This window comes from Aeribacillus sp. FSL M8-0254 (assembly GCF_038008845.1).
In the GTDB taxonomy this organism is placed as follows: Bacteria; Bacillota; Bacilli; order Bacillales; family Aeribacillaceae; genus Aeribacillus; species Aeribacillus composti.
Map to the genome: position 1 here is coordinate 1,277,224 of NZ_JBBOZY010000001.1, position 24,610 is coordinate 1,301,833.

Genomic DNA, 24,610 nt, shown 5'->3' on the forward strand with positions numbered 1-24,610 from the left:
AAAATTCAGGAAAAAGACGGGTGTAAGAAAATGAAGCCAAGATCATTAATGTTTACACTATTCGGTGAGTACATTCAGCATTACAGCACAGAAGTTTGGATTGGCAGCTTAATTCAAATGATGTCCCATTTCGGCATTTCTGAATCTTCGATACGGGGAGCCACGTTAAGAATGGTTCAGCAAGGCTTTTTTAAAGTTCGCAAAATTGGCAATAAAAGCTATTATTCTCTTACAAATAAAGGGAAGAGAACGATGATGGACGGGTTTGCCCGCGTTTATTCAATGAGAAATTACAAATGGGATGGGAATTGGAGAATTTTGACCTATTCGGTCCCGGAAGAAAAAAGGGAGCTTCGCAATCAAATTCGAAAAGAGCTGAGCCTCATGGGATTCGGCTTGATTTCGCACGGTACGTGGGCAAGTCCAAACCCTATTGAAGATCGGGTGATGGAGTTTATAAAAGATTACCATCTCGAGCCGTATGTGATTTTATTTACTTCCAGTTCAGTAGTATCCCATGATAATCATGAGTTGATTCATAGAGGATGGAATTTTGACGAAATTGCCAAAGAGTATGAATCATTCATTGATCAATACCGGCAAAAGTATGATGATTTTAAGGAACGCATTTGGAATAATGAATTATCAGATCAAGAATGTTTTATTGAGAGAACGAAGCTTGTTCATGAATATCGCAGCTTTTTCTTTATCGACCCGGGGTTTCCGAACGACCTGCTGCCTGCTGACTGGAGCGGCTTAAAAGCTAGAGAGCTGTTTTTCAATGTACATCAGCTTTTGTCTGTACCTGCTATTCGATATTTTGAAACTTTATTTGAAAAAGCTCCCGATTGTGAATTGGAAGCGAATCGGGACAGAGCGATCAACCCTTTTATGGACATTGTTTAAAATAAAAGCAAGTAGGTGCATAATGGTGGTCAATATTGAACAAATCGGGAAAAATATATATCGCATTCCGGTTCCAATCCCTTTTCCGATGAAATACATCTATTGTTATATGGTGCGCGATGCAGACGGATGGAGCCTTGTTGATGCTGGATTTCATAATACCGAAGCGATTGAAGCTTGGAAGCAAGTATTGAAACAAATGAATGTTCGTTATGAACAGATTCATTCGATTTATTTCACTCATTTTCATCCTGATCACTTCGGATTGGCAGGGTGGATGCAGGAAAGAACAGGAGCAAAAGCTTATATAAGCAAAGAAGATTTTGCCATGGCGCAGCGTGTTTGGGGAAAAAACAGCAGCCAGGCGGAGCAAATTGGTGAAATGTGCAGAAAAAACGGTACACCGGAAGATCTTGCGGATGAAATTGAAGAAAGTATGAGAAGTTTGGCAAAGCATGTAACGTTTCCGGAATTGACGATTCTAGAGGATGACGAGGTCATTCTAGGCGAAAGAAAATGGGAAGTTATACCGACACCTGGTCACAGCGATGGACACATTTGCTTTTATCAAAGAAAAGAAAGACTGCTGCTTGCAGCCGATCATATTTTGGATAAAATTACTCCGAACATTAGCATATGGCCCGGTTCAAGCAAAAATCCGCTTGGAAACTACATATCTTCGCTTGAAAAAATACAGCAATTGAAGGTAGACCTGGCGCTTCCTGCCCATGGGGCATTGATCGAACGAGTTGACGACAGAATATCAGAAATCATCCAGCATCATCAAAAGCGCTTGGATCAAATATTTCGACTTGCGAAGGATGGCCGTACCGCCTATGACATTGCCCAAGATTTATTCCAGCACAAAAGCTTGAATTCGCATCAATGGCGGTTTGCGATCGCAGAAACTTTGTCGCACTTGGAGTATTTAGTTTTCACAGGGCAAATTAAAAAAGAGAATCGTAACGATATTGTCTTTTATAAACAAAATAAATAATAATGGATAAGTGCATAGCAAAAAGCTATGCGCTTTTTTTGCGGTCGTAAAAACGACAAGAACGAAAGAAAGGAGAAAAACCTTTTATTTTTTAAATTAACAAAAAAATTTGATTTTTCTATTTTTTCTTGACAAAAGAGGCGGTTGTAAAATAATATTATGTTAAACAGACGAAATAAATAAAAACGTAATATAAAAGAGGTGAAAAAATGGATCAGGCAGCCCTTTTAAAAGAAAAAATTCAAAACGGTTTTATTGTTGAAGGCGTCGGTGACATGAATGAGGAATATTTAAAGGCATTAAAACAGACGTTGATTATTGTCGGAGATACAGAATTGTTAAGTGTGCCGCCGCTCCTTACTGTTTATGATCAAGCGCCCACTTTAAATAACAAAATTACAGCACTCGCCATTATGCAGGATGAAATCGGTCATGCACATATTGCTTTCAGGCTACTGAAAGATTTGGGCGAAGATACAGACGAATTATTGTACAATCGAGCCCCAAATAAATGGAAAAACCCTTATGCCTTTGACTTTGAACTGTCAAATTGGATTGAGCTTGGAGTGTTTAATGCGTTCTTTGACCGCGCCGGCTACACACTGCTTGGGGATGCGTTTGAGCATACATCTTACGGGCCATGGAAACGCGCATTAGTGAAAGTTGATAAAGAAGAATTGTTCCATCTTAGAAATGGTGAAATCATTATGAGAACAGCCATGAATGATCCGAAATTGCAAGAGGAAGTTCAAAAAGCGGTTGATTGGATGTTTTTAATGGCGCTTGAATTTTTTGGTGTAGAAGACCGTTTAAAATCCAGATCCGCACAGCTTGAATACCGCTTAAAAGGAAGAACAAACGATGAGCTCCGTCAAAAATGGCTGTCGACAGCAGTTCCATTCTGTGAATCAATTGGAGTAAAAGTTCCAGCTCATTATGATGAAGAACAAGGAAAATATGTGCTCGATGTCCCATTCCCTTGTAAATTTGATCCAGTCAATAAAAAATGGCTGTTCGACCAGCCGGACACATGGGAAAACGTCATTAAACGATTTAAACAAAGAGGGCCGCAAAATGAAAGGTTTGTAGGAAGAATTCAAAAAGGGGCAAAAGAATTAGAACAGCTGAGAAAAGAGGTGGTATGATGCAAAAACAAGCTGTGGATACGAAAAAATATTGGGAGGCGCTGAAAGAGGTGATGGATCCTGAATTCCCAATAAGCGTTGTCGATATGGGGCTCATTTACGACATTCAAATGAATGACGGGGAAGTGCATGTGACGATGACATACACAGCCGTTTCCTGCGCCTGCATGGAATGGATTGAAAGCGATATAAAAAATCGGCTTCTTGCAGAAGAAGAAGTAAAGGAAGTACACATAAATGTCGTATGGGATCCTCCATGGACGGTCGACCGTCTTAGCCCAGAGGGAAGGGAAAAATTAAAGTATTGGGGTGTAAGTGCAAAATGATCGCAGAAAAAATAACCTATGATATTTTTGCCCGCATTAATCGGGGAGACAACTTAATGCATATAGGCACGGTAGAAGCAGAAAACAGCGAGCTGGCAAAAGTGTATGCAACGTTTACGTACGACGAAGAGGATTGGACCGAAATGGTTGTCGTGGAACGAAACAAGCTGAATTGGGTGAAAAAACCTGATTGGCTATTTTCAGAGAAAGGAGCTGAAGCATTGTGAGCGTAATGGAACAAGGAACGCATTCTTTGATTGAATTGCTGGAGACAATAGCGGATAACAAATATGTGCTTGGCGACCGTTTAGTGGAAGTTGGTGTAAGCGGTCCAAATTTGGAAGCGACCTTGTCTGCTATAGCTATGGCTCAAGGAGAACTGGGGCATGCAAGACTTTTGTACAATTGGTGTTTTGATTTAAAAGGGGTAAAAGGCAAGAAGCCTGACATTCAAGCACAAACAGGAAAAGCTTTTCAAACAGCTGTAAACGTTCAAAACTGGATTTCTCTCATTGCTTCACTATATGCAATCAATGCCGCAATCGATATCGTCTTTCAAACGGTGTTAAAAACAAGTCATTCCAAGGTTGCTTCACGGATTCAAAAGCTTGTCCGCGAACAACACGATCATATCATCTATGCAGAAAATTGGGCAAAACAACTTCTTCTTGATCAAGGAGCTGTCCCCTACAGATTTCAAGAAGCATTAAGGGAGGCTGCCGAGGAAGCAAAGGCTTGGCTTGCAAAAGTTGAAAAAAGTGAAGAATTGAAAAAGGAAGGTTATTTCCCGGAAACTCCCTCGTTCACGGAAAAATTTGAAAAACGGCTGCAGCAATTAAATGCGGAACAGCTTGTTCAAGCAAAGTGAGTGATGCTCATGTCAGAATCAGGCGTTCTTTTAGAAATTCAAAACAAAGTGGCTATCATTCAATTAAATAACGCAAAACGTGCCAACGCATTAAGCAAATTTTTAGTAAAAGATCTTTCTTATGCGATAAACACGATAAAAGATCATTCGAATGTAAGCGCAGTTATTTTTACGGGAGGTGAAAGCAAAGCGTTTTGTGCAGGGGCGGATTTAAAAGAAAGGCAGTCCATGAGCGAACGAGAAGTGGAAGAATATGTCGCATTGCTCAGGAAAACATTTACAAATATCTCATCTTTGCCAATGCCGACGATTGCGGCTGTAAAAGGATTGGCTCTTGGAGGGGGATGTGAACTTGCTCTTGCCTGTGACATTCGTGTCATGGAAAAAGGGGCGCTCATCGGGTTGACGGAAGTTTCTTGGGGAATAATCCCGGGAGCCGGCGGCACTCAACGGCTGGCGCAATTAGTAGGAATCGGCAGGGCCAAGCAGCTTATTTTTACAGCTGAAAAAATAAATGGCGAAAAAGCTTATGAAATAGGACTTGTCGAATATATTTGTGAAGCTGGCGAGGCAGAATTGAAAGCGCTTAACATAGCGGAAAAAATTTCGGAAAATTCAATTTATTCTGTCCGTTTAGCGAAGCAGGCTGTCGACAGTTTTGCTCGAGAACTAATGGAAAAGGGTCTGATAGCGGAATGGGATTGTTATCAAAAAACGATTTATCATCCGGATCGTTTAGAAGGATTGGCGGCTTTTCAAGAAAAACGCAAACCTGATTTTTCAAATAATAAATGAACAATGGAAGGAGAATAATGATGACAGTTGAAACAACTGCTAACAAAAATTTAACGGTGGTCAAAAACAGCGGAGTGGCGGAAATCCATCTTCACATCAATAAAACGAATGCCTATGGACTGGAGTTTTACCAAGAATTCAACGCAGTGATCGATGAGCTTCGCTTCGATCCAAACATAAAAGTGGTCGTGCTGATGAGCGATGTGCCGAAATTTTTCTCGGCAGGAGCGGATATCAATTTCTTAAAAGCAGCGGATCCGCGTTATAAAACACAGTTTTGCCTGTTCTGTAATGAAACGCTGGATAAAATCGCCCGTTCGCCGCAAGTATATATCGCCTGTTTGGAAGGGCATACAGTCGGCGGAGGATTGGAAATGGCGCTAGGCTGCGATCTGCGATTCATGGGAGATGAAGCAGGAAAAATCGGCTTGCCGGAAGTATCGCTTGGGGTGCTGGCTGGAACGGGAGGAACGCAGCGGCTCGCGCGGTTGATCGGGTATTCGAGAGCGCTGGATATGAATATTACAGGGGAAACGCTGACACCGCAGGAAGCGCTGGACATTGGTCTCGTCAACAAAGTGTTCCCGCAGGCGGAAACGAGAGAGCGGACGCTCGAGTATGCGAGAAGGATAGCTGAAAGCGCAAGCTATGCGGTTTCCAACATCAAGCTGTCGATCATGAACGGGAAGGAAATGCCATTGAACGTAGCCATCCGCTACGAAGGAGAGCTGCAAAACTTGTTGTTCCGCTCCGAGGATGCAAAAGAAGGATTAAGCGCATTTTTAGAAAAGAGAAAACCAAATTGGAAAGGGATATAAACGTTAGCTTTTCATATATATTGTCAAGCCTCCTGAATATATATCTTCTTCAGGCGGCTTCAATGCCGCTTCATCTATTCAAAAAATTGATATATAGGATGGTGAAAAAATGGATCTCCGCGGATTAGGTTTGCTTTACAATGCGGCAGTGCGGTTCATTGATGAAAGTGTAGAGAAAGGTTTGGGCGATAAAATAGCCATTTGTTATCGCGATGAGCGCATACACTATAATGAATTGCAGGAGAAAGTCAATCAAACAGGCAACATGCTCCGTGAGCTCGGTTATAAATTGGAAGACCGCCTTTTAATGGTTTGCCACGATACACCCGAATTTATTTATTCATTTTTTGGCGCCATAAAAATTGGTGCTGTCCCCATTCCCGTCAACACCATGATGAAGCCATCCGATTATGAATATTTTTTAAACAACAGCCGGGCAAAGGGCTTAATCATCCATGAAGATATTTGGGAAAAGATTGAAGTTTACAAAGAACGGTTTTGCTTTTTGAAGGATATCATTATCATTCCGGACAGTGAAAGCGAACAATCAGGCACACATTTAAATTTCCTCCAACTGATGAATAGGGCAAGCAAAAAGCTTGATGCAGCCATGACGAACAAGGACGATCAGGCCTTTTGGCTGTTCAGCTCCGGAAGCACCGGTAATCCAAAAGGCGTCATCCATTTGCAGCATGATATGGAATATGCTTTCAGCACATATGCGAAAAAAATATTGCATATAAGTGAAGAAGACCGATGCTTGTCCGCATCTAAACTGTTTTTCGCCTATGGCCTTGGCGGAGGAATGTACTTTCCTTTAGGAGCAGGAGCTTCAACTGTATTAGTGAAAGAACGCGCAACTCCGGAAGCAATGTTTCAGGCGATTGAAACGTACAAACCGACCATTTTCTTTGGGGTTCCGACTTTATATGGAGCGATGATTGATTATGTGTCGCGAACGGGAAAACAATTCGATTTGAGCTCGCTCAGAGTTTGTGTATCAGCTGGAGAAGCGCTTCCGAAAGCATTTTACCGCAAATGGAAAGAAATGTACAATGTCGATATTTTAGACGGAATTGGTTCAACAGAGGCTCTCCACATATTTTTATCCAATCGGATTGGAGATGTAAAGGCAGGAAGCTCTGGAAAAGTCGTTCCTGGTTATGAAGCAAAAATTGTCGACGAAATGGGCAGGGAATTGCCTCCAAATGAAATGGGAGATTTGTTGATTCGCGGAGACAGCATCGCACATGGATATTGGAACCTTCATGAGCAAAACAAGAAAAAATTTGTCGGAGAATGGCTTCATACAGGTGACAAATATTATAAAGACGAAGAAGGATATTTTTGGTATTGCGGGCGCTCCGACGATATGCTGAAGGTTGGCGGGATTTGGGTATCGCCTGTAGAAGTCGAAAATTGCCTTCTTCAACATGAAAATGTACTGGAAGCTGCAGTTGTCAGCGTGCAAAATGAAAATAATCTTGTCATTCCAAAAGCATATGTTGTTTTAAAAGATAGAACGCCCTCCAAAGAAATGGAAGATGAATTAAAAAACTTCGTGAAGCAGCAGCTGGCCCACTACAAATACCCGCGAATTATAGAATTTATTGACGAACTTCCGAAAACAGCAACAGGAAAAATTCAGCGTTTTAAACTTCGGGAATTATTAAAATCGAATTCAGCTCAATAGTTTAAGACATAGCATTGAAAGGAGTACGTACATTTGAAAAGAAACGAATTTCAGCTCAGGGTGAACTTTGGAGATACGGATGCAGCCGGCATTGTATACTATCCGAATTATTTTAAATGGTTTGATATTGCAGGGCATCAATTTTTTAGAAGTATCGGCCTTGCTCCGGCTAAACTCATCAAAGAATACAGCATCATTCTTCCGCTGCTTGATGTCCGCTGTACGTTTGAGCAGCCGTTATATTATGACGACATTATCACAATTAAAACAGAAGTAATGGAAGTGAACCGGAAAACAATAAAACTAAAGCATGAAGTATATCGTGAAGATACAAGAACCGGGCACGGATATGAGCTCAGGGGGTGGGTGAAAGAAGAAAACGGAAAAAAATTTGCAGTGCCCATACCTGAAGAGGTGAAAAAATTGCTTCAAGAAGACGGGTTTGGTGAACGGGCTCAGATCAATCCATGGCTCAGCGCATAAATGAACATTGAAAAAATGTAATGGAGGAGAGTAGCGTGGATCTTAACGTATCCATTCATGATGTGTTTGAAAAAGCATATAAGCGCTATCCTGATAAAGAATTCATTTACGATGGCTATAAACGTTTAACTTACAAAGATATCAAACAAATGTCCGATTCCATCGCCTCCGCTTTCCACCAGCTCGGTATAGGGAAAGGAGACCGCATCATTGCATGCCTGCCGAACTGGCATGAGTTTCTTGCCATATATTTTGCAATTGCAAAAATAGGCGCCATATTAGTTCCATGCAATACGCGATATCGTGTTGAAGAATTGTCTTATATAGTGGCCAATTCTGGTGCAAAAGCAATTTTTGTGGTAGAAGAGCATGGCCATTTCCATACGGTAAAATCTTTAATGGAAAGTAATGAAAGCGCTTTAGAAATGGTGTTTACGGTGCGGTTTCAAGAAGATGGTCACCATTCCTTTGAAGATTTGCTGAAAAATAGGACAGTCGAAGCTGCCGCCGGAAGTGTCCATCGATCCGAAAGAAGATGTGTTTTCCATTTTATATACTTCAGGAACAACAGGACTTCCGAAAGGTGCCATGCTCACGCATTTAAATTTTGTCCATAATGCCGCATGTACAGTGGAGGCGCTTCAATGCGACGAAAATGACGTATTTTTAGTGGTCGTTCCTGTCTTTCACGTGTTTGGCATGGTTCCAAGCATACTGGCAGCTGTGACTGCCTGTGCCAAAATGGTGTTTATGGAGCAATTTAAAGCGGAAGCTGTATTAAAAATGATTGAACAAGAAAAGATTACGATACACCATGGAGTTCCGACAATGTTTATATTGGAATTAAATCACCCTCAATTCAAATCCTATGACTTATCTTCGTTAAGAACAGGTATTATTGCGGCAGCACCATGCCCTGTCGAAGTCGTGAAAAAAATTAGAAATGAGATGGGATGCAATATAACTATTTCCTATGGTCAAACGGAAACATCTCCAGTTGTGACAATTACAAGCTTTACAGACAGTGACATCATTCGTTCAGAAACGGTTGGCAGAACGATTCCAGGAGTTGAAATTAAAGTTGTTGATGTGAATCGCCAAACTGTACCGACTGGAGAAATTGGCGAACTTGCTGTGCGCGGGTTAAATGTCATGAAAGGCTACTTTAACATGCCTGAAAAAACGAAAGAAGCCATTGATCAAGATGGCTGGCTTTATACAGGTGACTTAGTGACGCTTGATGAACAAGGTTATGTCCGCATCGTTGGACGGAAGAAGGAAATGATCATCCGCGGCGGCTACAACATTTATCCTCGAGAAATTGAAGAAATTCTTTATAAGCATCCGAATGTAGTAGAAGTAGCCATTATCGGGCTGCCTGACACTGTTTTAGGAGAGATTTCATGTGCGGCGGTAAAATTAAAAGACGGAGCTTTGGAAACGGAAGAATCGATGAAAAATTATTTAAAAGGAAAAATTGCTGACTACAAAATACCGGATAAAGTTGTTTTTGTCGATGAGCTGCCAATGACGCCGAGCGGAAAAATTAAAAAAGTAGAACTTCAGAAAAAATTAAAAGAAGATTTGCAAACAGAATTGCGATAATTTCATGCAAGGAAGATCAAACGGTAGACATATGTTTGATCTTCCTTCATCATAAAGTTAATCAACCTTCTGAAAAATTTGACATCCGATTGATGACCTACGGCTTCTTCATAACATTTTTTAAAAGAGTAGGAGTGAAACTGTTGAGACAAAAAGCGTCAAGATCGGAATTAATTGAAGTGGCTCAAGGACGGAGGCCCGCAGATTTAATTATCAAAAATGGTACGGTGATCAACGTCTATTCAGGAGAATTGTTGAAGCAAAATGTCGCTGTTTATCAAGACTCCATTGCATATGTCGGCGAACGGGATGTCCTTTCCGATGAACATACAAAAATTATTGATGCAGAAGGGATGTATGTTTCACCAGGTTTTATTGAACCGCATGCACATCCGTGGGTCATCTACAATCCTGTTAGTATGACTAGGAAAGTTCTTCCCCTTGGAACAACGACAACGGTAAATGACAATTTGTTTTTTTATTTGCATATGGGAGCTGCTGGATTTAAAAAAATGGTCAAAGACTTGAAAGACCTTCCGGGCAATTTTCTTTGGCTTGTCCGGCTTGTCTCGCAAGCGGATTTCAAAGGAGAAAGGGAATGGTTTAATCAAAAGGATGTCCAAGAGCTTTTAGAATTAGAAGAAGTTGTCGGAACAGCGGAGGTCACAAGATGGCCGCTTTTGTATCAGGCTGATTCCTTTTTGCTTGATACAATTGAAGTGGCAAAACAGAAAGGGAAAGTCGTGGACGGTCATACAGCGGGCTGTTCATATGAAAAATTGATTTCCATTGCTGCGAGCGGAGTCAGTGCTTGTCATGAAGCAATAACGGCAAAAGAGGCGCTGGACAGGCTGCGGTTGGGAATGTGGACGACTTTACGCAACAGCTCGCTTCGCCCTGATTTCCCTGAAGTTATAAAAATGATTACAGAAGGGAAAGTCAGTACACATCGAATTACGATGACAACCGACGGTCCGCACCCTGGGTTTATCGAAAAAGAAGGCTTTGTCGATGGATTGATCAGAAGAGCTGTAGAATTAGGAGTGCCGGTCATAAACGCGTTGCAAATGGCTACGATCAATGCAGCCGTTTATTTGCGCTTAGATGATTATATCGGCGGGATTGCTCCAGGAAAATTGGCAGACATTTTACTTCTTCCAGATTTGAAATATTTTCGGCCGGATATCGTCATTTCAAGAGGTGAAGTCGTAGCCGAGCAAGGAAATTTGCTTGTGTCGACACCAAAACTAAATTGGAATCAATATGTTGTCCGGGAGCCATTTGCGTTTTCGAAGCAACTTTTGGACGATTTAAACTTGTACCGTTACCCATATTCAAGTACTGAACAAACTGTTCCGGTCGCTTATTTTAAAAGCAATGTCATTACGCAGCGAAAAGATGTTAAGCTTCCAGAAGCAGAGGGATTCGCAGATATTTCCGGTGAAGAAGGCTTATTGTATGCATCGTTAATTGACCGGAACGGAAAGTGGGTGTCGAAAGCGATATTAGAACGATTTGCCGTTCATCTAGATGGGATGGCGTCAACTTACAATACTACAACAGAATTGCTTGTGATCGGAAGAAATCCAAAAGCGATGGCCCAGGCGGCTAAAAGAGTGCATGAACTAGGAGGAGGAATCGTCATTGTTGATGGCGAGGACATTGTGGTTGAAATACCTCTTCCATTTACCGGCATGATGACGGACGATTCATCATTTGATCAAGCTGTTCGATATCATGATGAGCTGTTAGCAGCCGTGCAGCAAAGAGGATTCCTATTCCATGACATTTTATATACGCTATTGTTTTTAACTTGTGATTTCTTGCCCGGTCTTCGTCTTATTCCATTTGGTTTGTATGATGTTAAGAAAAATGAAATGCTGCTTAAAGCGGAACCAATAAAAGATCAAATCGCGAAGTAAAACTAGAAAAAGAGAGCTGAGCCGTTTCCTCCAGGGGGGGCAGCCCAAAAAGTCAGAGTTAACTGACTTTTTGAAGCCCCTTCATTTTAGGAACTTATCGGACAGGCCATTTTTCCAATCTTGTTTATATCCTTCAGAAGTCTTATGAAGGACTTTTCTTATGCTCTCTTTCTGAATTCGGTTTTCAGCATATACAATTGCTTCTTGTTGGACCTCATTGCCTCTATGAAGGCCATTTACAAATTTTATTCGATTATTTTTGTCCTTCACAGCAGTATTTCTCCAAAATCCTTCATTTTAGGAACTCAACGGAGAGCCCCTTCTTACAATTAGTCAAGAGTTTTTCGTAACTATTTGTTTCAGTGGATTTATTTAGGAGGCAGTGGTACCCCTTCCTCCTAAATAAATTTACGCATGCCTAATAGATCTAACGATTTTTGTTTTTTTCACTAGATCAAATATGTTATATTTTTCCTGAAAATTGCGAAGTTGCTGATGCGATTTCGTAATTGTACGTAAAAATGTGTGTCGATAATTTAACCATCTTTTGGACAAGTTGATCTCTTTTCTCCTTCAAGTCTGCAATCCGTTTGGCATAATCCCGCACTTGTTCACAGCGAATATCATCTTTTGAAATTGCTGGATACGCTTCTTTTGCTGCTTCGATTAAAGCGATCCCTTTTTCTTCAGCACGTGCCAATGATAAGTTTTTTCTTGTGTTGGCTTTTAAACGATTACGAATCACTGTTTTTGAACAAACTAACACATGATCCGGATGAGAGTATAATTGAACGACATTCAAAAATAAAGCAGAACGTTTACTGAATAGCTTTTCTAACTCAGGAAAACTCAATTGTAGAATCGCATGTAAACGACTATATAAATGCGTCATTTCACTACTTAATTCATCATAATATCTCGTCATTGCACGCATTTGTTTATCTTCATTAGGCGAGAAGACTCCCACTTCAACGAAGCGAAGTAAGTGGGAGATGAATCGCCTTAACTATATTTACTGAAAATAATATAGATTCAGTAAAGTATAGTATGTATAATATAGTTAAACAAGGAGGGGTTTGGATGGGAAATGTTCCTAAAGTGTTGCAAAATTTGCGTCTTCCCGTGATTGGGGCACCGATGTTTATTATTAGTACACCAAAGCTAGTGATTGCCCAGTGTAAAGCAGGAATTGTGGGTTCTATGCCGGCATTGAATGCAAGACCATCTAGTCAATTGGATGAATGGCTTGCGGAAATTACGGAAGAACTCGCCAGTTACAATGCCAAAAATCCGGATAAGCCTGCTGCACCTTTTGCCATTAATCAAATCGTTCATAAAACGAATGACCGTTTAGAAAAGGATATGGAACTTTGCGTTAAGTATAAAGTTCCTATTATTATTACGTCCCTTGGTGCACGGGAAGAGGTATATGAGGCTGCCCATAGTTATGGCGGTTTTGTATTCCATGATGTCATTAATAATACCTTTGCCAAAAAAGCCATTCAAAAAGGGGCAGATGGACTGGTGGCAGTGGCGGCAGGAGCTGGTGGACATGCTGGAACCCAAAGCCCGTTTGCTCTTGTACAAGAAATTCGGGAATGGTTTGATGGTCCATTAGCTTTATCGGGAGCGATTGCACGCGGACACTCTATTTTAGCTGCACAAACAATCGGAGCCGACTTTGCATATATTGGTTCTCCATTCATTGCAACCCATGAAGCCCGGGCGGCGGAGGAATACAAGCAAATGATTGTGGATAGTTCTGCAGAAGATATTGTTTACAGCAATCTCTTTACAGGTGTACATGGGAACTATTTGAAAGGCTCCATCATTAACGCCGGCTTGGACCCGAATAATTTGAAAGAAAGCGACCCTTCAGCCATGAACTTTAAAGAAGCCGGCAAAAAAGCCTGGAAAGACATTTGGGGAAGCGGCCAAGGAATTGGGGTTATCAAAGAAATTACTTCTACAGAGCAGCTGGTGGATCGATTATACGAAGAATATCATCAAGCCTATGAGGAGTTAATTCAAAAGAGAGCCGTATATGCGAATCAATAAAATATGCAGTACTTCCTAATGGTAGACAGATTCTCGCATCTGTTAAACATAGGAAGTTTTTTGTTTGCATTTATATTTGGTTCGGAAGCTGCTTCTTTTAGTGCGTTTACAACCTAATTTCGTGCGGATGGAGTTTCCATTAGTGCGTTTACAACCTTATTTCGTGCGGATGAAGTTTCCATTAGTGCGTTTACAACTTAATTTGGTGCGAATTAAAAAATTATACCCAACCGAAAAGGGAAAAAACATTTATCCATTGCTTAAAAGAGAACATGACTATTCCAATGCCGTGGCTTTAAAAGGACTTTCTGAAACAGAAGTGGAATCATTATTCCATCTTTTAGCGAGTAAGAAAAAATGTAGAAAAAGATTGGGAATACGTCAAAAAAGGGAATAAACGAAATTATTAGCGGCAAGGAGAGATTTTGTGTGGCCATTGAAATAAAAAGATGCACCCTTGAAGATATCAAAACATTGCAAAAGGTCGGCAGGGAAACCTTTTATGAATCTTTTAAAGACCAAAACTCCCCAGAAAATATGAAACCTATTTGGAAAAAGCTTTCAATTTGGAACAGCTTGAAAAGGAACTAGCCAATAAGCACTCACAATTTTATTTTGTAATCGTTGATAAGGAAGTGGTGGGGTATTTGAAGGTCAATGTGGATGATGCACAAACGGAAAAGATGGGCAAAGAATACCTGGAAATTGAACGCATTTATATTCGACAAACCTTTCAAAAATATGGACTCGGCAAATGTTTGTTTAATAAAGCTGTTGAAATTGCAAAGGCATTAAATAAGAAAAAAATTTGGCTTGGGGTTTGGGAAAAGAATGAAAATGCCATTGGTTTCTATGAGAAAATGGGATTTGTTAAAACTGGCTCCCATGTCTTTTATTTGGGCGATGAGGAGCAAACGGATTACATTATGGTTAAAACATTGGAAGGTTGATGTGGAGCAAAGAAATAGTTTTGGGAGAACCCTCGTATTTTGGCTGTTTTCCAAATGCGGGGGTTTTTTATTTTCAGAAGGATACAAAAAGGATAAATTTGTATGTTACCTTGGTATTGGAGGGATGGAGATGGCTTTCAATCTGCTTTTAGTAGAAGATGACGAGGAAATACGAGAAATTATAACAGATTATTTCACCGAAAAAAGCAACGGGACGTTTATCGTAAATGCAGCGAAAGATGGAGAGGAAGGCTTACAAAAATTGTATAGCGACGATTATGATTTGGTGCTTCTTGATGTGATGCTGCCGGAGTTGGATGGATTTACCCTTTGCCGGGAACTTCGAAAGTCGAGCGATGTTCCCATTATCTTTCTAACGTCAAGGGAAGCGGAGAATGACCGTTTATACGGCTACCAGCTAGGATGCGACGACTATGTCACAAAGCCCTTTTCGTTGGCTGAACTGTATGCCAAAACCAATGCTTTATTGAAGCGAGCAAAGGGAATGGTGCGGCATGAAATTATGAAGGCGGGAAGCATTACATTAGATCCTTACCGATATACGGTGTTTGTCAATCATGAAGAGGTAATGCTTGCACCAAAAGAATTTGCCATTTTAAAAATTTTGATGGACCATCCTGGTAAAGTCGTTAGCAGGGAGACGTTGCTTGTCCGGATTTGGGGATATGATTTTGAAGGCAATGAACGGGTAGTGGACAACCATGTAAAAAAATTACGAAAAGCTTTAGGCAGTGCTTCATCCCAAATCAAAACCGTATTCAAAAAAGGATACTGATACAAGCTTGAGGTGAATGAATGAAAAGGGATCATCCAAAGAGAAAAATCTATTTACGTATCTTTAGTTTGTTACTAGCTATCTATCTAATATTAATGTTGGCGTTTAGCACATTTTTTTTATCCAAGCAAAAGAAAATCGCCATGATGGACCTTCAAACGGACGGTTTATATTTAAGCACCAGTATAGAAAGAATCATTAAAGACTATGTTAGTAACAATCAAATTATAGATATCACCAAAGTAAGAAAAGAATTGGTTAATACATTATATTTGGAACCAGATACAGAATTGGCTTTTTTTACGGGAGATTACGAACTAGTATATAATACCAACCCTTATTGGACTGCCAGCTATACTTCACAAGTGGTTGGAAATAATTATTACACCGATTACGCTTATATTAATCCTGAAGACTGGTTTAGTGATGAAGAAAGTCAAGAGATTGAAGATTATTTATATGCTGCACCAAAGGCTGAAAAAGTTGGGGACTTATCAGGATATGCGGTTTATGTAGAGGGTTTTTGGTTGGATAATGAAATGATGATTCCTAAAACAATCTACGTACATAGAATGTATGCAGATGAGTTTAACAAAAATGGAGAGTTAAGTAGAAGTAGTGGTGTTCCTGGCGACGTAATTGTGTATGAAACGAATTATGAAAATAAAAAAGGTTTACCCTATTATGACCAAACGGCAGAGATCATTCCAAATAATTTAGGTAATCCGAATAACGAGGAACAGAATGCATTGCGGAAAGCGGTCATAAATCCAGCCAATTTAAATCAATTGATTCCCCCATTATTCATGAAACAGGAGAAATCGGAAGTATACTCGGAAAAAGTCAACCTTTTCAATTATCGCTTTTATTGGATTGAGACTTATCAAAGGACCCTAGAAGATGGTAGCTACAGCCCTTTTTGGACTGTCGTAGGCCGTAATGTGAACTTATGGGAACAAACTGTGCCGACATTAAAGTTTATTTGGGCTACCGGCTTCATCATCATAATCTTTGCGTTCATCAAATATGTTATATTTTTCCTGAAAATTGCGAAGTTGCTGATGCGATTTCGTAATTGTACGTTAAAATGTGTGTATTAAGATGGAAGAGACACTTCAATAACTTATTCACACAAGCGATGGACGCAACTTTATGACATTTGTTATAAGGTTGCGTTTTGAATTTGTCGTAATATTCTACAAAATGATTGTTTCCAATGCGTCGTTGGCGTTAACGATTCCTTTTTCTTATCCACGATCTCATGGATTCAACATATTAAACCTGATCTTATAAGGTCCGTGAAGTAGGCCAGTTATTTCAATGCGAACCTATCGTTCTTTAGGCTGTCACGACCTTTTCTCCACTTCTACTAAAAAAATAGCAGCACAGACATTGGTCGTGGTCTGTGCTACTAATCTTAATATGTTTTTTTCGGGTTTCACATTGTTGAAGCCTCATTTGAGAGCAACAAGGATAAATACATGCTGAATCTCCTACTATTTTTTTATATAGTAAACTCCTTTTCTGGTGCACTTTAATCAATCGGGAAGCAGGCTGGATGGACGAAAATGGACAAGAAACATTCTGGGAATGTCGGTACAGTTTGGAAAAGATGTACTTATCGTTTGTTCCAACATTTGAAAATCGGCAGGAAGAATCGTTTAAAAAATAGCAGATGCGGAAAACTCAGTTCATCATTATCTTACGGTTCGTTTCAAAAGAAAAAATTTCCTGGGAAAAGCTTGAAAACTATAATCCAATTTTTCGGTTGATGGCGGTGCTTCTCATCGTCTGTCCATTGGTTGGCAAACAAATAAAAGTTTTGAACATCTGCCAGTTACAAACAGACAGAAAATAGTTTAGAAGAGATGTACTCACTGTTTTAAATAGCACAATCATATAAATCAAACTTTGAAAAAGGACAACAGTCTTTCACAGCGTAAAAAACTGTGCTTTTTTGACGCAAAAAAATTTTTCCAGAAAGTATTGTCATTTTTTTTATAATAAAGTATGATTTATCTGTATTAAGAATTATAATACAGTTAATACAGATGTGGGGGCTGCGGGAAAATGCTTGATATAGATTTTCGAAGCCGAAAACCGATCTATGAACAGCTTGTCGATCAAATAAAAGAGATGATTGTAAGCGGAGTGCTGAAAGGGGGAGAACAACTTCCCTCCGTCAGAGTGCTTGCGCAGCAATTGACGGTGAATCCAAATACAATTCAAAAAGCTTACCGTGAGCTGGAGAGGATCGGATATATTTACTCGATTCAGGGAAAAGGAAATTTTGTTTCGGAGAAAATTGAGGCATCTAATCAGGAAGAGCTGAAAATGGTTAAAGAAAATTTGCAAAAATTAGCACAACAAGCATTATTTTTAGGGATGCAATCTGATGAGCTCCTGCAGATCATGGAGGAAATTATCAAAGATCATCAAGGGGGAAAAAGAGATGATTGAAGTCAAAAAGGTATATAAAACATTTCAAAATGCGACTGTGTTATCTAACATCGATTTACAAATTGAAAAAGGAACCATCTTCGGGCTTCTAGGTTCAAACGGCGCTGGAAAAACGACGCTGTTGAAGCTGATCGCAGGTTTGTATAAACAAGATAGGGGAGACATTTTAATTGATAAAAAACCTGTATTTGAAAATGAAGACATTAAGCAAAGATTCATATTCCTTACAGATATTCCTTATTTTTTCCCTCATTATACGATCAAACAGATGGCGAATTTTTATGAAAACATATATCCATCCTTCAGCAGAGAACGATTTCAAACATTGCAGGATGTATTTGATCTAGATCTTAAGCAAAAAATTTATCGCCTGTCAAAAGGAGTTCAGCGTCAAGTGGCATTTTGGCTCGCTTTTTCCGCAATGCCTGAACTGCTCATTTTAGACGAGCCGTTTGACGGTTTAGATCCGGTCATGAGGAAAAAAATGAAAAATATAATCATCCAAGATGTGGCAGCGAGAGAAATGACTGTGATCGTCTCTTCCCACAACTTGCAGGAAGTAGAGGATATAAGCGACCATATCGGCATTTTGCATAAAGGTGAACTGCTAATAAAACGGAATTTGGATGACCTAAAGTCGAATATACACAAAGTGCAAATTGCCTTTCAAGGAAGCGTTCCTTCGGAAATGCTGCAGCAGCTTCAAATTGTCTATCAGGAACAAAGAGGCAGCGTGCATTTATTCATTGTAAAAGGAAATGCTGATGAATTTTCCAGCTATATAAAAAGCTTTAAGCCTCTTTTATTCGATTTGCTCCCGCTTACATTGGAGGAAATTTTTATTTATGAAATGGGGGAAAAAGGATATGCAATCGAAAACATCCTTATTTAAAAAAGAGCTGTTAATTCAAAATTTCCGTTCTGTCGGTTGGGTAGGACTAGCGTTTTTGATCGGTCTAATTCTATCAGTACCGATGGAAATTGCGGTGTTGTTTTCCGGGAGAGAGAATTATAATGAAGAGAACATATATGAAAGTTTGTTTTCCATTGCACAAGAACTTCAATTATTCATGTTAATCGTGATACCTGTGCTTATGTCCATTTTTTTGTTTCGGTTCCTGCATGTAAAGCAATCCAGCGATTTTCTTCATAGTCTTCCGATTAATCGGAAAATGCTTTTTTGGCATCATTGGCTGACGGGTGTTGTGTTTTTAATCGTACCTGTCATGATTACTTCTCTAATATTGGCCGTTTTTATACAGGTGTTTGATTTGTCGAGCTATTTTCGTGATTTGAACCTTGTTAGATGGTTTTGTACTTATTTAGCCTATACGCTATTATTGTTTTCTATCGGCACCTTCTCTGCCATGCTGACAGGAATTAGCACGATTCAAGCCATATTGACATTGATTATTTTATTGTTTCCTTTCGGGGTTTATCAACTTATAGTGTACAATTTGCAATACATTTTGTTTGGATTTCCGAGCGGCTATTATTTGAATAATAATCTTTGGATCGAATTTTTTTCACCGCTTACGAGGCTGATTTCCCTCGAATTCCAGCCTTTCTCTTGGTGGGAAATCGCCGTTTATTTATTGCTAGCAGCCTTGTTTTGCTGTATTTCCTTGCTTCTGTACACACGGCGGCCAGTCGAATATGTGTCACAAGCCGTTATTTACTGGAAGCTTAAACCAGTTTTTAAATATGGCGCCACTTTTTGTACGATGCTGCTCGGTGGGATGTATTTTGGCATTATTGACTATAGCGGAAGCTTATTATGGATTTGTACCGGATATGTAGTTGGTACACTCATCGGTTATTTTATAGCTGAAATGATCTTGCAGCAGACGTGGCGAATCAAGCCTAATTTCAAAGGATTGTTTATTTATTTTATTGCAGTGATACTCGTATTCATTTTGACCGGTTCTGGTGCGGGAGGATATGAGAAAAAGGTTCCGAGAGTTGCAGAAATACAATCGGTATTTTTCAGCAATTATTGGTATTACGAGGACGAGATGATTAATAAGTTTATCTACCAGGAACCGGAAATAATCGAAGCAATTCAAAAGCTGCATACAGAAATCGTTGCCGAAAATAGATCCAAAGATGTTTCCGAACCTGAATCGTTGTTTATCGTCTATTATTTAAAAAATGGAAGCAAATCGATCCGCCAATATGAAGTTGATCGGAAATCGTTCGAACGATATTTGAAGGAGATTTATGAATCGAAGGAATATAAAAAAGCAACCTATGAAGTTCTAGACGTAAACGATCAAGATGTTGAACAAATAGTATTTCATTCTAACTATCCAAACTACTATGTTGAAAAAGTGGATATTGCCAATAATTCTGATCAACTAGCAAAAGCATTAAAAGCATTAAAAAATGACATCACGAATCTTACATATGAAGATATGACCGATGAAAGAAAAGACTGGGGAGAAATTGAAATCATTTTAAAAAATAATAAGCAATTATTCATTCCATGGAAAAAAAGCTTTAAAGAGTTCGATGAATGGATGAAGAATAACGGAACGGTTAAAAACGTAAGAGTGACAGCTGATGATGTCCAATATGTACTCATAACGGAGAATAACATCAATCACGATTTGGATTATAAAAATATGCTAAAAGAAATTGAACAAGATCCGCAAACGGTCAAAATTGTAGATAAACAGTTGATTGAGCAATGCTTGCAAGATGAAACAGAATCGACTTCAGGAAAAAATATTATGTTCATTGTTTATAAAAATGGAAATTATGAGGTTGGCAGCTTTGCTCATCCAGAAATAGCTGAATCGATCAAGAAACAGGCAAAAAAATAAAAAAGGATTGGATAATTATGGATGATATAATATCCGCTCAAGAGAGCTTTCAAGACATCTATTGTATGTTTTATAAAAAAGTGTACCGGATTGCTTTTTCCATAACGAAAGATGTACATTTGGCAGAAGATGTATTGCAGGAAACATTTTTGAAATTTTATCAAAAGGCTGAACAAATTGAGGATATGGAAAAAATCTCTGGTTGGCTCGGTACAGTAGCAGCGAGAACTGCGATAGATTTTCTTCGGAAGGAACAGAAAACGCCGTGCCCCCTTGATGAATTATTGATCAGTCAAGGGGGCAATGTGGAACAAACAGCAGAATATGAATGGCTGAAAGAGACCATTTCTCAAGAAATTCGGAAACTAAAACCGAAATACCGCGAAATTTTAGAATTGAAATTGTATTATGATTTAAAAGAACAGGAATTAGCTCAACAGCTAAAGCTTTCGAAAGGAACAGTTAAAACTAGGCTTCACAGGGCAAGACGCACGCTGAAAGTGTCGTTGAAAGATGCGATGTAAAGTTCGGGTGCTCTTGCCCCTTTTTTACGTCTTTTCCCAGATTTTTAAAATCAGGGGAGAAGCTTATGAATTTTTCGCTTTTCGATATTGATACTGCTTCCATTGGAACCGGATAAAGCAGCCGATGCAAAATCCTAAAATCGCAATGAAAGCCGCTGAAAAAACTAAAATCGAAAAAATATATCCTAAAACATCAATATGAAAAGAAAATCCGATAAAAGCTAGCAGCAAGCATGTGCAGGCAATGATTTGATTGAATTGCTGATCAGATCTGTCTTCTAAATGATAGGACGAATGTGGTTTTCGTAAAAACGTTTTAGCGGCCGCCATAATCGGATTGATACCAAAAATGAGTCCAATCAAGCCAGCAATAAGCGGAATAAGAAGAAAAAGCGGCTCGTTTGTGATCCAAGTGATCAAAACAGACAAAACAATTGTCCATTGATTCGTTCTAACTAGAGGACGAGGGATGCCGTCCATGGAAATCCCACCTTTCCATATATGTTTTATGATATTTATATCATAAATGTGCAGGCATTGCACTTTTTTGATTTTGATCAAGCCTCCATTCATATAAATATGTTACAATGGTTGGTAGATATTATGGAAATTAGGGGGATATGAAAATGTCAATCGGTTATGTAAATGGTCGCTTTGTTGACCTCAATGAACCGGTGATCCCGATTGATGAAAGAGGACACCAGTTTGGCGACGGAGTGTATGAGGTGATCCGCGTTTATAACAAAAAGCCGTTTATGCTGCGCGAGCATTTAGAGCGGTTACAGACAAGTGCTGAAGCGATTAAATTAAAACTCGATCAAACATTGGAGCAATATGAACAGCTGATAAAAGAAGCAATTGAAAAATCAGCATTAACAGATTGCGACGTCTATTTGCAAATTACGCGCGGAGTGGCCGTTCGAAATCATTTGTTTCCAGATGTTTCTGTTTCAACAACGATGACCGTAAGACCTGCAAAGCAATTGCCCCATCATTTGCGGGAGAACGGCGTTTCTGCTATATTCCATGACGATGAGCGGTGGGCCAATTGCTATATTAAATCGCTTAACTTATTGCCGAATATTTTAGCTAAACAAACCGCCCATGAAAAAGGAAGCTATGAAGCGATTTTAGTCCGTGATGAATATGTGACGGAAGGGTCGAGCTCCAACGTATTCATCGTCAAAAACGGAACAATTTATACGACGCCGCTATCAAAGCATATATTGTCAGGAATTACAAGAATGGCGGTAAAATCGATCATTGAAACAGAAGGTTTAACATTAGTAGAAGAAAAGTTTACGAAAGAGGATGTACTTGAAAGCGATGAAGTCTTCATTACGAGCACAACTTCTGAAATTTTACCAATCGTGACCGTAGACGGGCAAAAAATTGGCACGGGAAAACCGGGTGAGATCGCGACAACACTTTATCAAAAATTCCAAGAAAACATCGCAAACGAATAACGAGCTTATTGATTGTAAAAGCCTGCAAGAAATCTTTCCTGCCAGGCTTTTTTTTATCATAAAAAACAGGGGGAAAACATGAATATTATTGATCTTCATTGTGATGCGCTGATGAAGCTGGCGAATGCTAAAGGAAAGCTGAAGTTTGCTAACGCCTCGTATTTGGATACGAATAAACAAAGATTGATCAAAGGTAAAATTAAGGTTCAATGCTTTGCCGTTTTTATCGATCAAAAAATAAAAACTGAATACAAATTCCAAGCGGCGCTTGAACAAATCGATCTGTTTTTTACAGAAGTGCTTGGAAACAATCCGGAAATGAAGCAAATAAAGGATTGGTCTGATTTTTATAAGCTTGAGGAACATGAAATTGGGGCGATGCTGACTCTCGAAGGTGTTGATGCGATTGGCGGAGATCTCTACAAACTTCGACTTCTTTATCAGCTGGGAGTTCGATCAGTTGGATTGACATGGAATTATGCCAATCTGGCAGCTGATGGAGCACTTGAAGAACGAGGCGCTGGTGTAACAGCATTTGGCAAGGAAATCATAAAAGCAAACAATGAGCATCGCGTTTTCACTGATGTCTCCCATTTATGCGAGCGTGCGTTTTGGGATGTAATCGAGCTTGCGGATTATCCGATTGCGACCCATTCAAACGCCCGCGCCTTATGTGATCATCAGCGCAATTTAACCGATGAACAGGCAAGGGCAATGTTTCAAAAAGGCGGTACCATTCACATCGTGTACGCCCCCCAATTTTTAACAACTAATGATCAGGCAGCAATCAAAGATGTAATCAAACATATCGACCATTTTTGCATGCTAGGCGGAGTGAAACAAATCGGACTTGGCTCTGATTTTGACGGAATTGAGCAAAAAGTAATAGGATTGGAAAATGCGGCAAAAACACAAAACTTGATCAATGAACTGTTGAAATATTATAATGAGGACGAAGTGAAAGGATTTGCGTATCAAAATTTTCTCAATCATTTACCGAAATAGGTGCAAAAGCAAACTGTTAAGATTGCTTTTTTTTTGAGTTTAAATACCTAAAAACATACTTGACTTATCGGAATTATAAACATTATAATAAAAAAAACGAACGATTAAAGGTGGTTAATTTTATGGAAAAAATGTACTATATTCCGAGCCAACAGGCATCGTTAGCTGCCACATTGCATATACCGAAAGCTCTAACCAACAACAAAAAATTTCCAGTTGTTGTTATTTGCCACGGTTTTGTAGGAAGCCGAATAGGTGTCAACCGATTGTTTGTCAAAGCAGCTGATCATTTTGCTTCGCTCGGCTTTGCCGTTTTGCGGTTTGATTACGAAGGCTGCGGCGAAAGCAGCGGTATTTACGGAACTTACGGCCTCGACCGCTTTATTGAACAAACGATTCATGTTATCGATTTTGTTGAAAAGCTTCCTTTCATCGACAAACATGAATTATATTTGCTTGGCCATAGTTTAGGAGGAGCAGTGGCGACACTCACAGCTGTACGGGATGACCGCGTGAAGAATTTGGCGATTTGGGGAGCGGTCGGTCGGCCATTTGAAGATATAGCCGCCATAGTTGGAAAGGAAGGCTTAGAAGAAGCAGAATCAAGCCAATATGTTGATTATGAAGGCTATTCCTTAACGAAAACATTTTTCCGCTCGCTTGAACAGTACACTCCTTTACAAGAGGCAAAATCGTTTACAGGTGACGTATTCGTTGCCCACGGAACAGAAGATGAAGTCATTTCTCCTTCTTATGCTTGCCTGTATGAAAAAAGCTTCAAAAAAAGGGCTAACAGCGTTGAAAAATCACTCATTATCGGCGGAAACCATACATTTTCGTCTATTTGTCATTCAACCGAATTGTTTCAACAAACAGGAGAATGGCTTGAACGGCAAAGAAAGTTAAACGATGATCGAAAAAAAAAGATTATTTAATGAAAGAGTTTCTAAACGAAAAAGAAGGTTGAC

At 39.5% G+C, this 24,610-nt stretch carries 25 protein-coding genes and 3 pseudogenes; 25 read left to right on the plus strand and 3 right to left on the minus strand.

Going from position 1 to position 24,610, the window contains the following annotated elements:
• Positions 1-30: 30 nt before the first annotated feature.
• The 13 genes from NSQ44_RS06210 (at position 31) to NSQ44_RS06270 (ending at position 11,558) form a co-directional block, all read left to right on the plus strand.
• Positions 31-906, plus strand: coding sequence for a PaaX family transcriptional regulator (locus NSQ44_RS06210; protein ID WP_066251023.1), 876 nt, complete (start codon positions 31-33; stop codon positions 904-906).
• Positions 907-928: 22 nt separating this feature from the next.
• A complete protein-coding gene (locus tag NSQ44_RS06215; RefSeq protein WP_340855888.1) occupies positions 929-1,903 on the plus strand; it encodes an MBL fold metallo-hydrolase in 975 nt (324 codons plus the stop codon).
• 209 nt (positions 1,904-2,112) lie between these two features.
• Positions 2,113-3,048, plus strand: a complete 936-nt coding sequence (locus NSQ44_RS06220) for a Phenylacetic acid catabolic protein (protein WP_066251026.1) — start codon at positions 2,113-2,115, stop codon at positions 3,046-3,048.
• Complete coding sequence (locus tag NSQ44_RS06225; RefSeq protein ID WP_066251029.1) at positions 3,048-3,374, plus strand: metal-sulfur cluster assembly factor; 327 nt, start codon at positions 3,048-3,050, stop codon at positions 3,372-3,374. Before NSQ44_RS06220 ends, NSQ44_RS06225 begins: the two co-directional genes overlap by 1 nt.
• The gene (locus NSQ44_RS06230; protein ID WP_063388948.1) at positions 3,371-3,601 is read left to right on the plus strand and encodes a hypothetical protein; all 231 of its coding nucleotides are present in this window, start codon (positions 3,371-3,373) and stop codon (positions 3,599-3,601) included. Before NSQ44_RS06225 ends, NSQ44_RS06230 begins: the two co-directional genes overlap by 4 nt.
• Positions 3,598-4,242 carry a Phenylacetic acid catabolic protein gene (locus tag NSQ44_RS06235; RefSeq protein WP_395994395.1) on the plus strand — a complete coding sequence of 215 codons (645 nt, stop codon included), beginning with the start codon at positions 3,598-3,600 and terminating at the stop codon, positions 4,240-4,242. Before NSQ44_RS06230 ends, NSQ44_RS06235 begins: the two co-directional genes overlap by 4 nt.
• A gap of 9 nt (positions 4,243-4,251) precedes the next feature.
• Positions 4,252-5,037, plus strand: coding sequence for an enoyl-CoA hydratase-related protein (locus tag NSQ44_RS06240; protein WP_117017581.1), 786 nt, complete (start codon positions 4,252-4,254; stop codon positions 5,035-5,037).
• A 17-nt stretch (positions 5,038-5,054) separates the two neighbouring features.
• Positions 5,055-5,855 carry an enoyl-CoA hydratase/isomerase family protein gene (locus tag NSQ44_RS06245; protein ID WP_340855898.1) on the plus strand — a complete coding sequence of 267 codons (801 nt, stop codon included), beginning with the start codon at positions 5,055-5,057 and terminating at the stop codon, positions 5,853-5,855.
• A 109-nt stretch (positions 5,856-5,964) separates the two neighbouring features.
• Positions 5,965-7,548, plus strand: a complete 1,584-nt coding sequence (locus NSQ44_RS06250; protein WP_094245477.1) for a benzoate-CoA ligase family protein — start codon at positions 5,965-5,967, stop codon at positions 7,546-7,548.
• Between the two features lie 33 nt (positions 7,549-7,581).
• A complete protein-coding gene (locus tag NSQ44_RS06255; RefSeq protein WP_340855903.1) occupies positions 7,582-8,031 on the plus strand; it encodes an acyl-CoA thioesterase in 450 nt (149 codons plus the stop codon).
• 35 nt (positions 8,032-8,066) lie between these two features.
• Positions 8,067-8,648 carry a class I adenylate-forming enzyme family protein gene (locus tag NSQ44_RS06260; protein ID WP_340855906.1) on the plus strand — a complete coding sequence of 194 codons (582 nt, stop codon included), beginning with the start codon at positions 8,067-8,069 and terminating at the stop codon, positions 8,646-8,648.
• On the plus strand, positions 8,545-9,636 hold the full coding sequence (locus tag NSQ44_RS06265; protein ID WP_340855911.1) for an AMP-binding protein: 1,092 nt from the start codon (positions 8,545-8,547) through the stop codon (positions 9,634-9,636). The genes NSQ44_RS06260 and NSQ44_RS06265 overlap by 104 nt, the downstream gene beginning before the upstream one ends.
• A 143-nt stretch (positions 9,637-9,779) precedes the next feature.
• Positions 9,780-11,558: an adenine deaminase C-terminal domain-containing protein gene (locus NSQ44_RS06270; RefSeq protein WP_327848707.1), complete on the plus strand. Its 1,779-nt coding sequence runs from the start codon at positions 9,780-9,782 to the stop codon at positions 11,556-11,558.
• A gap of 463 nt (positions 11,559-12,021) precedes the next feature.
• Here NSQ44_RS06270 and NSQ44_RS06275 read toward each other — a convergent pair whose 3' ends face one another.
• Positions 12,022-12,492 (minus strand): hypothetical protein, encoded by a 471-nt coding sequence (locus NSQ44_RS06275; RefSeq protein ID WP_340855918.1) that lies wholly within the window; start codon positions 12,490-12,492, stop codon positions 12,022-12,024.
• A 146-nt stretch (positions 12,493-12,638) separates the two neighbouring features.
• Between NSQ44_RS06275 and NSQ44_RS06280 the strand changes: the two genes are divergently transcribed.
• The 5 genes and pseudogenes from NSQ44_RS06280 (at position 12,639) to NSQ44_RS06300 (ending at position 16,462) form a co-directional block, all read left to right on the plus strand.
• On the plus strand, positions 12,639-13,616 hold the full coding sequence (locus NSQ44_RS06280; protein WP_208651366.1) for an NAD(P)H-dependent flavin oxidoreductase: 978 nt from the start codon (positions 12,639-12,641) through the stop codon (positions 13,614-13,616).
• 208 nt (positions 13,617-13,824) lie between these two features.
• Positions 13,825-14,026: pseudogene (locus tag NSQ44_RS06285) on the plus strand (MarR family transcriptional regulator); the annotation flags it as partial.
• Between the two features lie 19 nt (positions 14,027-14,045).
• Positions 14,046-14,566: pseudogene (locus NSQ44_RS06290) on the plus strand (GNAT family N-acetyltransferase).
• A 130-nt stretch (positions 14,567-14,696) separates the two neighbouring features.
• On the plus strand, positions 14,697-15,362 hold the full coding sequence (locus NSQ44_RS06295; RefSeq protein ID WP_340855927.1) for a response regulator transcription factor: 666 nt from the start codon (positions 14,697-14,699) through the stop codon (positions 15,360-15,362).
• 20 nt (positions 15,363-15,382) lie between these two features.
• Positions 15,383-16,462, plus strand: coding sequence for a hypothetical protein (locus NSQ44_RS06300; protein WP_340855931.1), 1,080 nt, complete (start codon positions 15,383-15,385; stop codon positions 16,460-16,462).
• Here the strand turns inward: NSQ44_RS06300 and NSQ44_RS06305 are convergent.
• A pseudogene (locus tag NSQ44_RS06305) lies at positions 16,392-16,592 on the minus strand (hypothetical protein); the annotation flags it as partial. The gene NSQ44_RS06300 and the pseudogene NSQ44_RS06305 sit on opposite strands and share 71 nt — an antisense overlap.
• An 840-nt stretch (positions 16,593-17,432) precedes the next feature.
• Here NSQ44_RS06305 and NSQ44_RS06310 point away from each other — a divergent pair.
• From NSQ44_RS06310 to NSQ44_RS06325, 4 genes are read left to right on the plus strand one after another with little or no spacing between them, the layout of a single operon-like run.
• Positions 17,433-17,822, plus strand: a complete 390-nt coding sequence (locus NSQ44_RS06310) for a GntR family transcriptional regulator (protein WP_063389422.1) — start codon at positions 17,433-17,435, stop codon at positions 17,820-17,822.
• Positions 17,815-18,714 carry an ABC transporter ATP-binding protein gene (locus NSQ44_RS06315; protein ID WP_094245483.1) on the plus strand — a complete coding sequence of 300 codons (900 nt, stop codon included), beginning with the start codon at positions 17,815-17,817 and terminating at the stop codon, positions 18,712-18,714. The genes NSQ44_RS06310 and NSQ44_RS06315 overlap by 8 nt, the downstream gene beginning before the upstream one ends.
• Positions 18,689-20,647, plus strand: a complete 1,959-nt coding sequence (locus NSQ44_RS06320; RefSeq protein WP_340855938.1) for a DUF6449 domain-containing protein — start codon at positions 18,689-18,691, stop codon at positions 20,645-20,647. The genes NSQ44_RS06315 and NSQ44_RS06320 overlap by 26 nt, the downstream gene beginning before the upstream one ends.
• A 17-nt stretch (positions 20,648-20,664) precedes the next feature.
• Complete coding sequence (locus NSQ44_RS06325; protein WP_094245485.1) at positions 20,665-21,171, plus strand: RNA polymerase sigma factor; 507 nt, start codon at positions 20,665-20,667, stop codon at positions 21,169-21,171.
• Positions 21,172-21,234: 63 nt separating this feature from the next.
• Here NSQ44_RS06325 and NSQ44_RS06330 read toward each other — a convergent pair whose 3' ends face one another.
• Positions 21,235-21,651 (minus strand): DUF4395 domain-containing protein, encoded by a 417-nt coding sequence (locus NSQ44_RS06330; protein ID WP_340855947.1) that lies wholly within the window; start codon positions 21,649-21,651, stop codon positions 21,235-21,237.
• A gap of 146 nt (positions 21,652-21,797) precedes the next feature.
• Between NSQ44_RS06330 and dat the strand changes: the two genes are divergently transcribed.
• From dat to NSQ44_RS06345, 3 genes are all read left to right on the plus strand, one after another.
• On the plus strand, positions 21,798-22,637 hold the full coding sequence (dat, locus tag NSQ44_RS06335) for a D-amino-acid transaminase (protein WP_339194949.1): 840 nt from the start codon (positions 21,798-21,800) through the stop codon (positions 22,635-22,637).
• A gap of 78 nt (positions 22,638-22,715) precedes the next feature.
• The gene (locus NSQ44_RS06340) at positions 22,716-23,642 is read left to right on the plus strand and encodes a dipeptidase (protein ID WP_063389416.1); all 927 of its coding nucleotides are present in this window, start codon (positions 22,716-22,718) and stop codon (positions 23,640-23,642) included.
• Positions 23,643-23,752: 110 nt separating this feature from the next.
• Positions 23,753-24,577, plus strand: coding sequence for an alpha/beta hydrolase (locus NSQ44_RS06345; protein WP_340855958.1), 825 nt, complete (start codon positions 23,753-23,755; stop codon positions 24,575-24,577).
• Positions 24,578-24,610 lie beyond the last annotated feature (33 nt).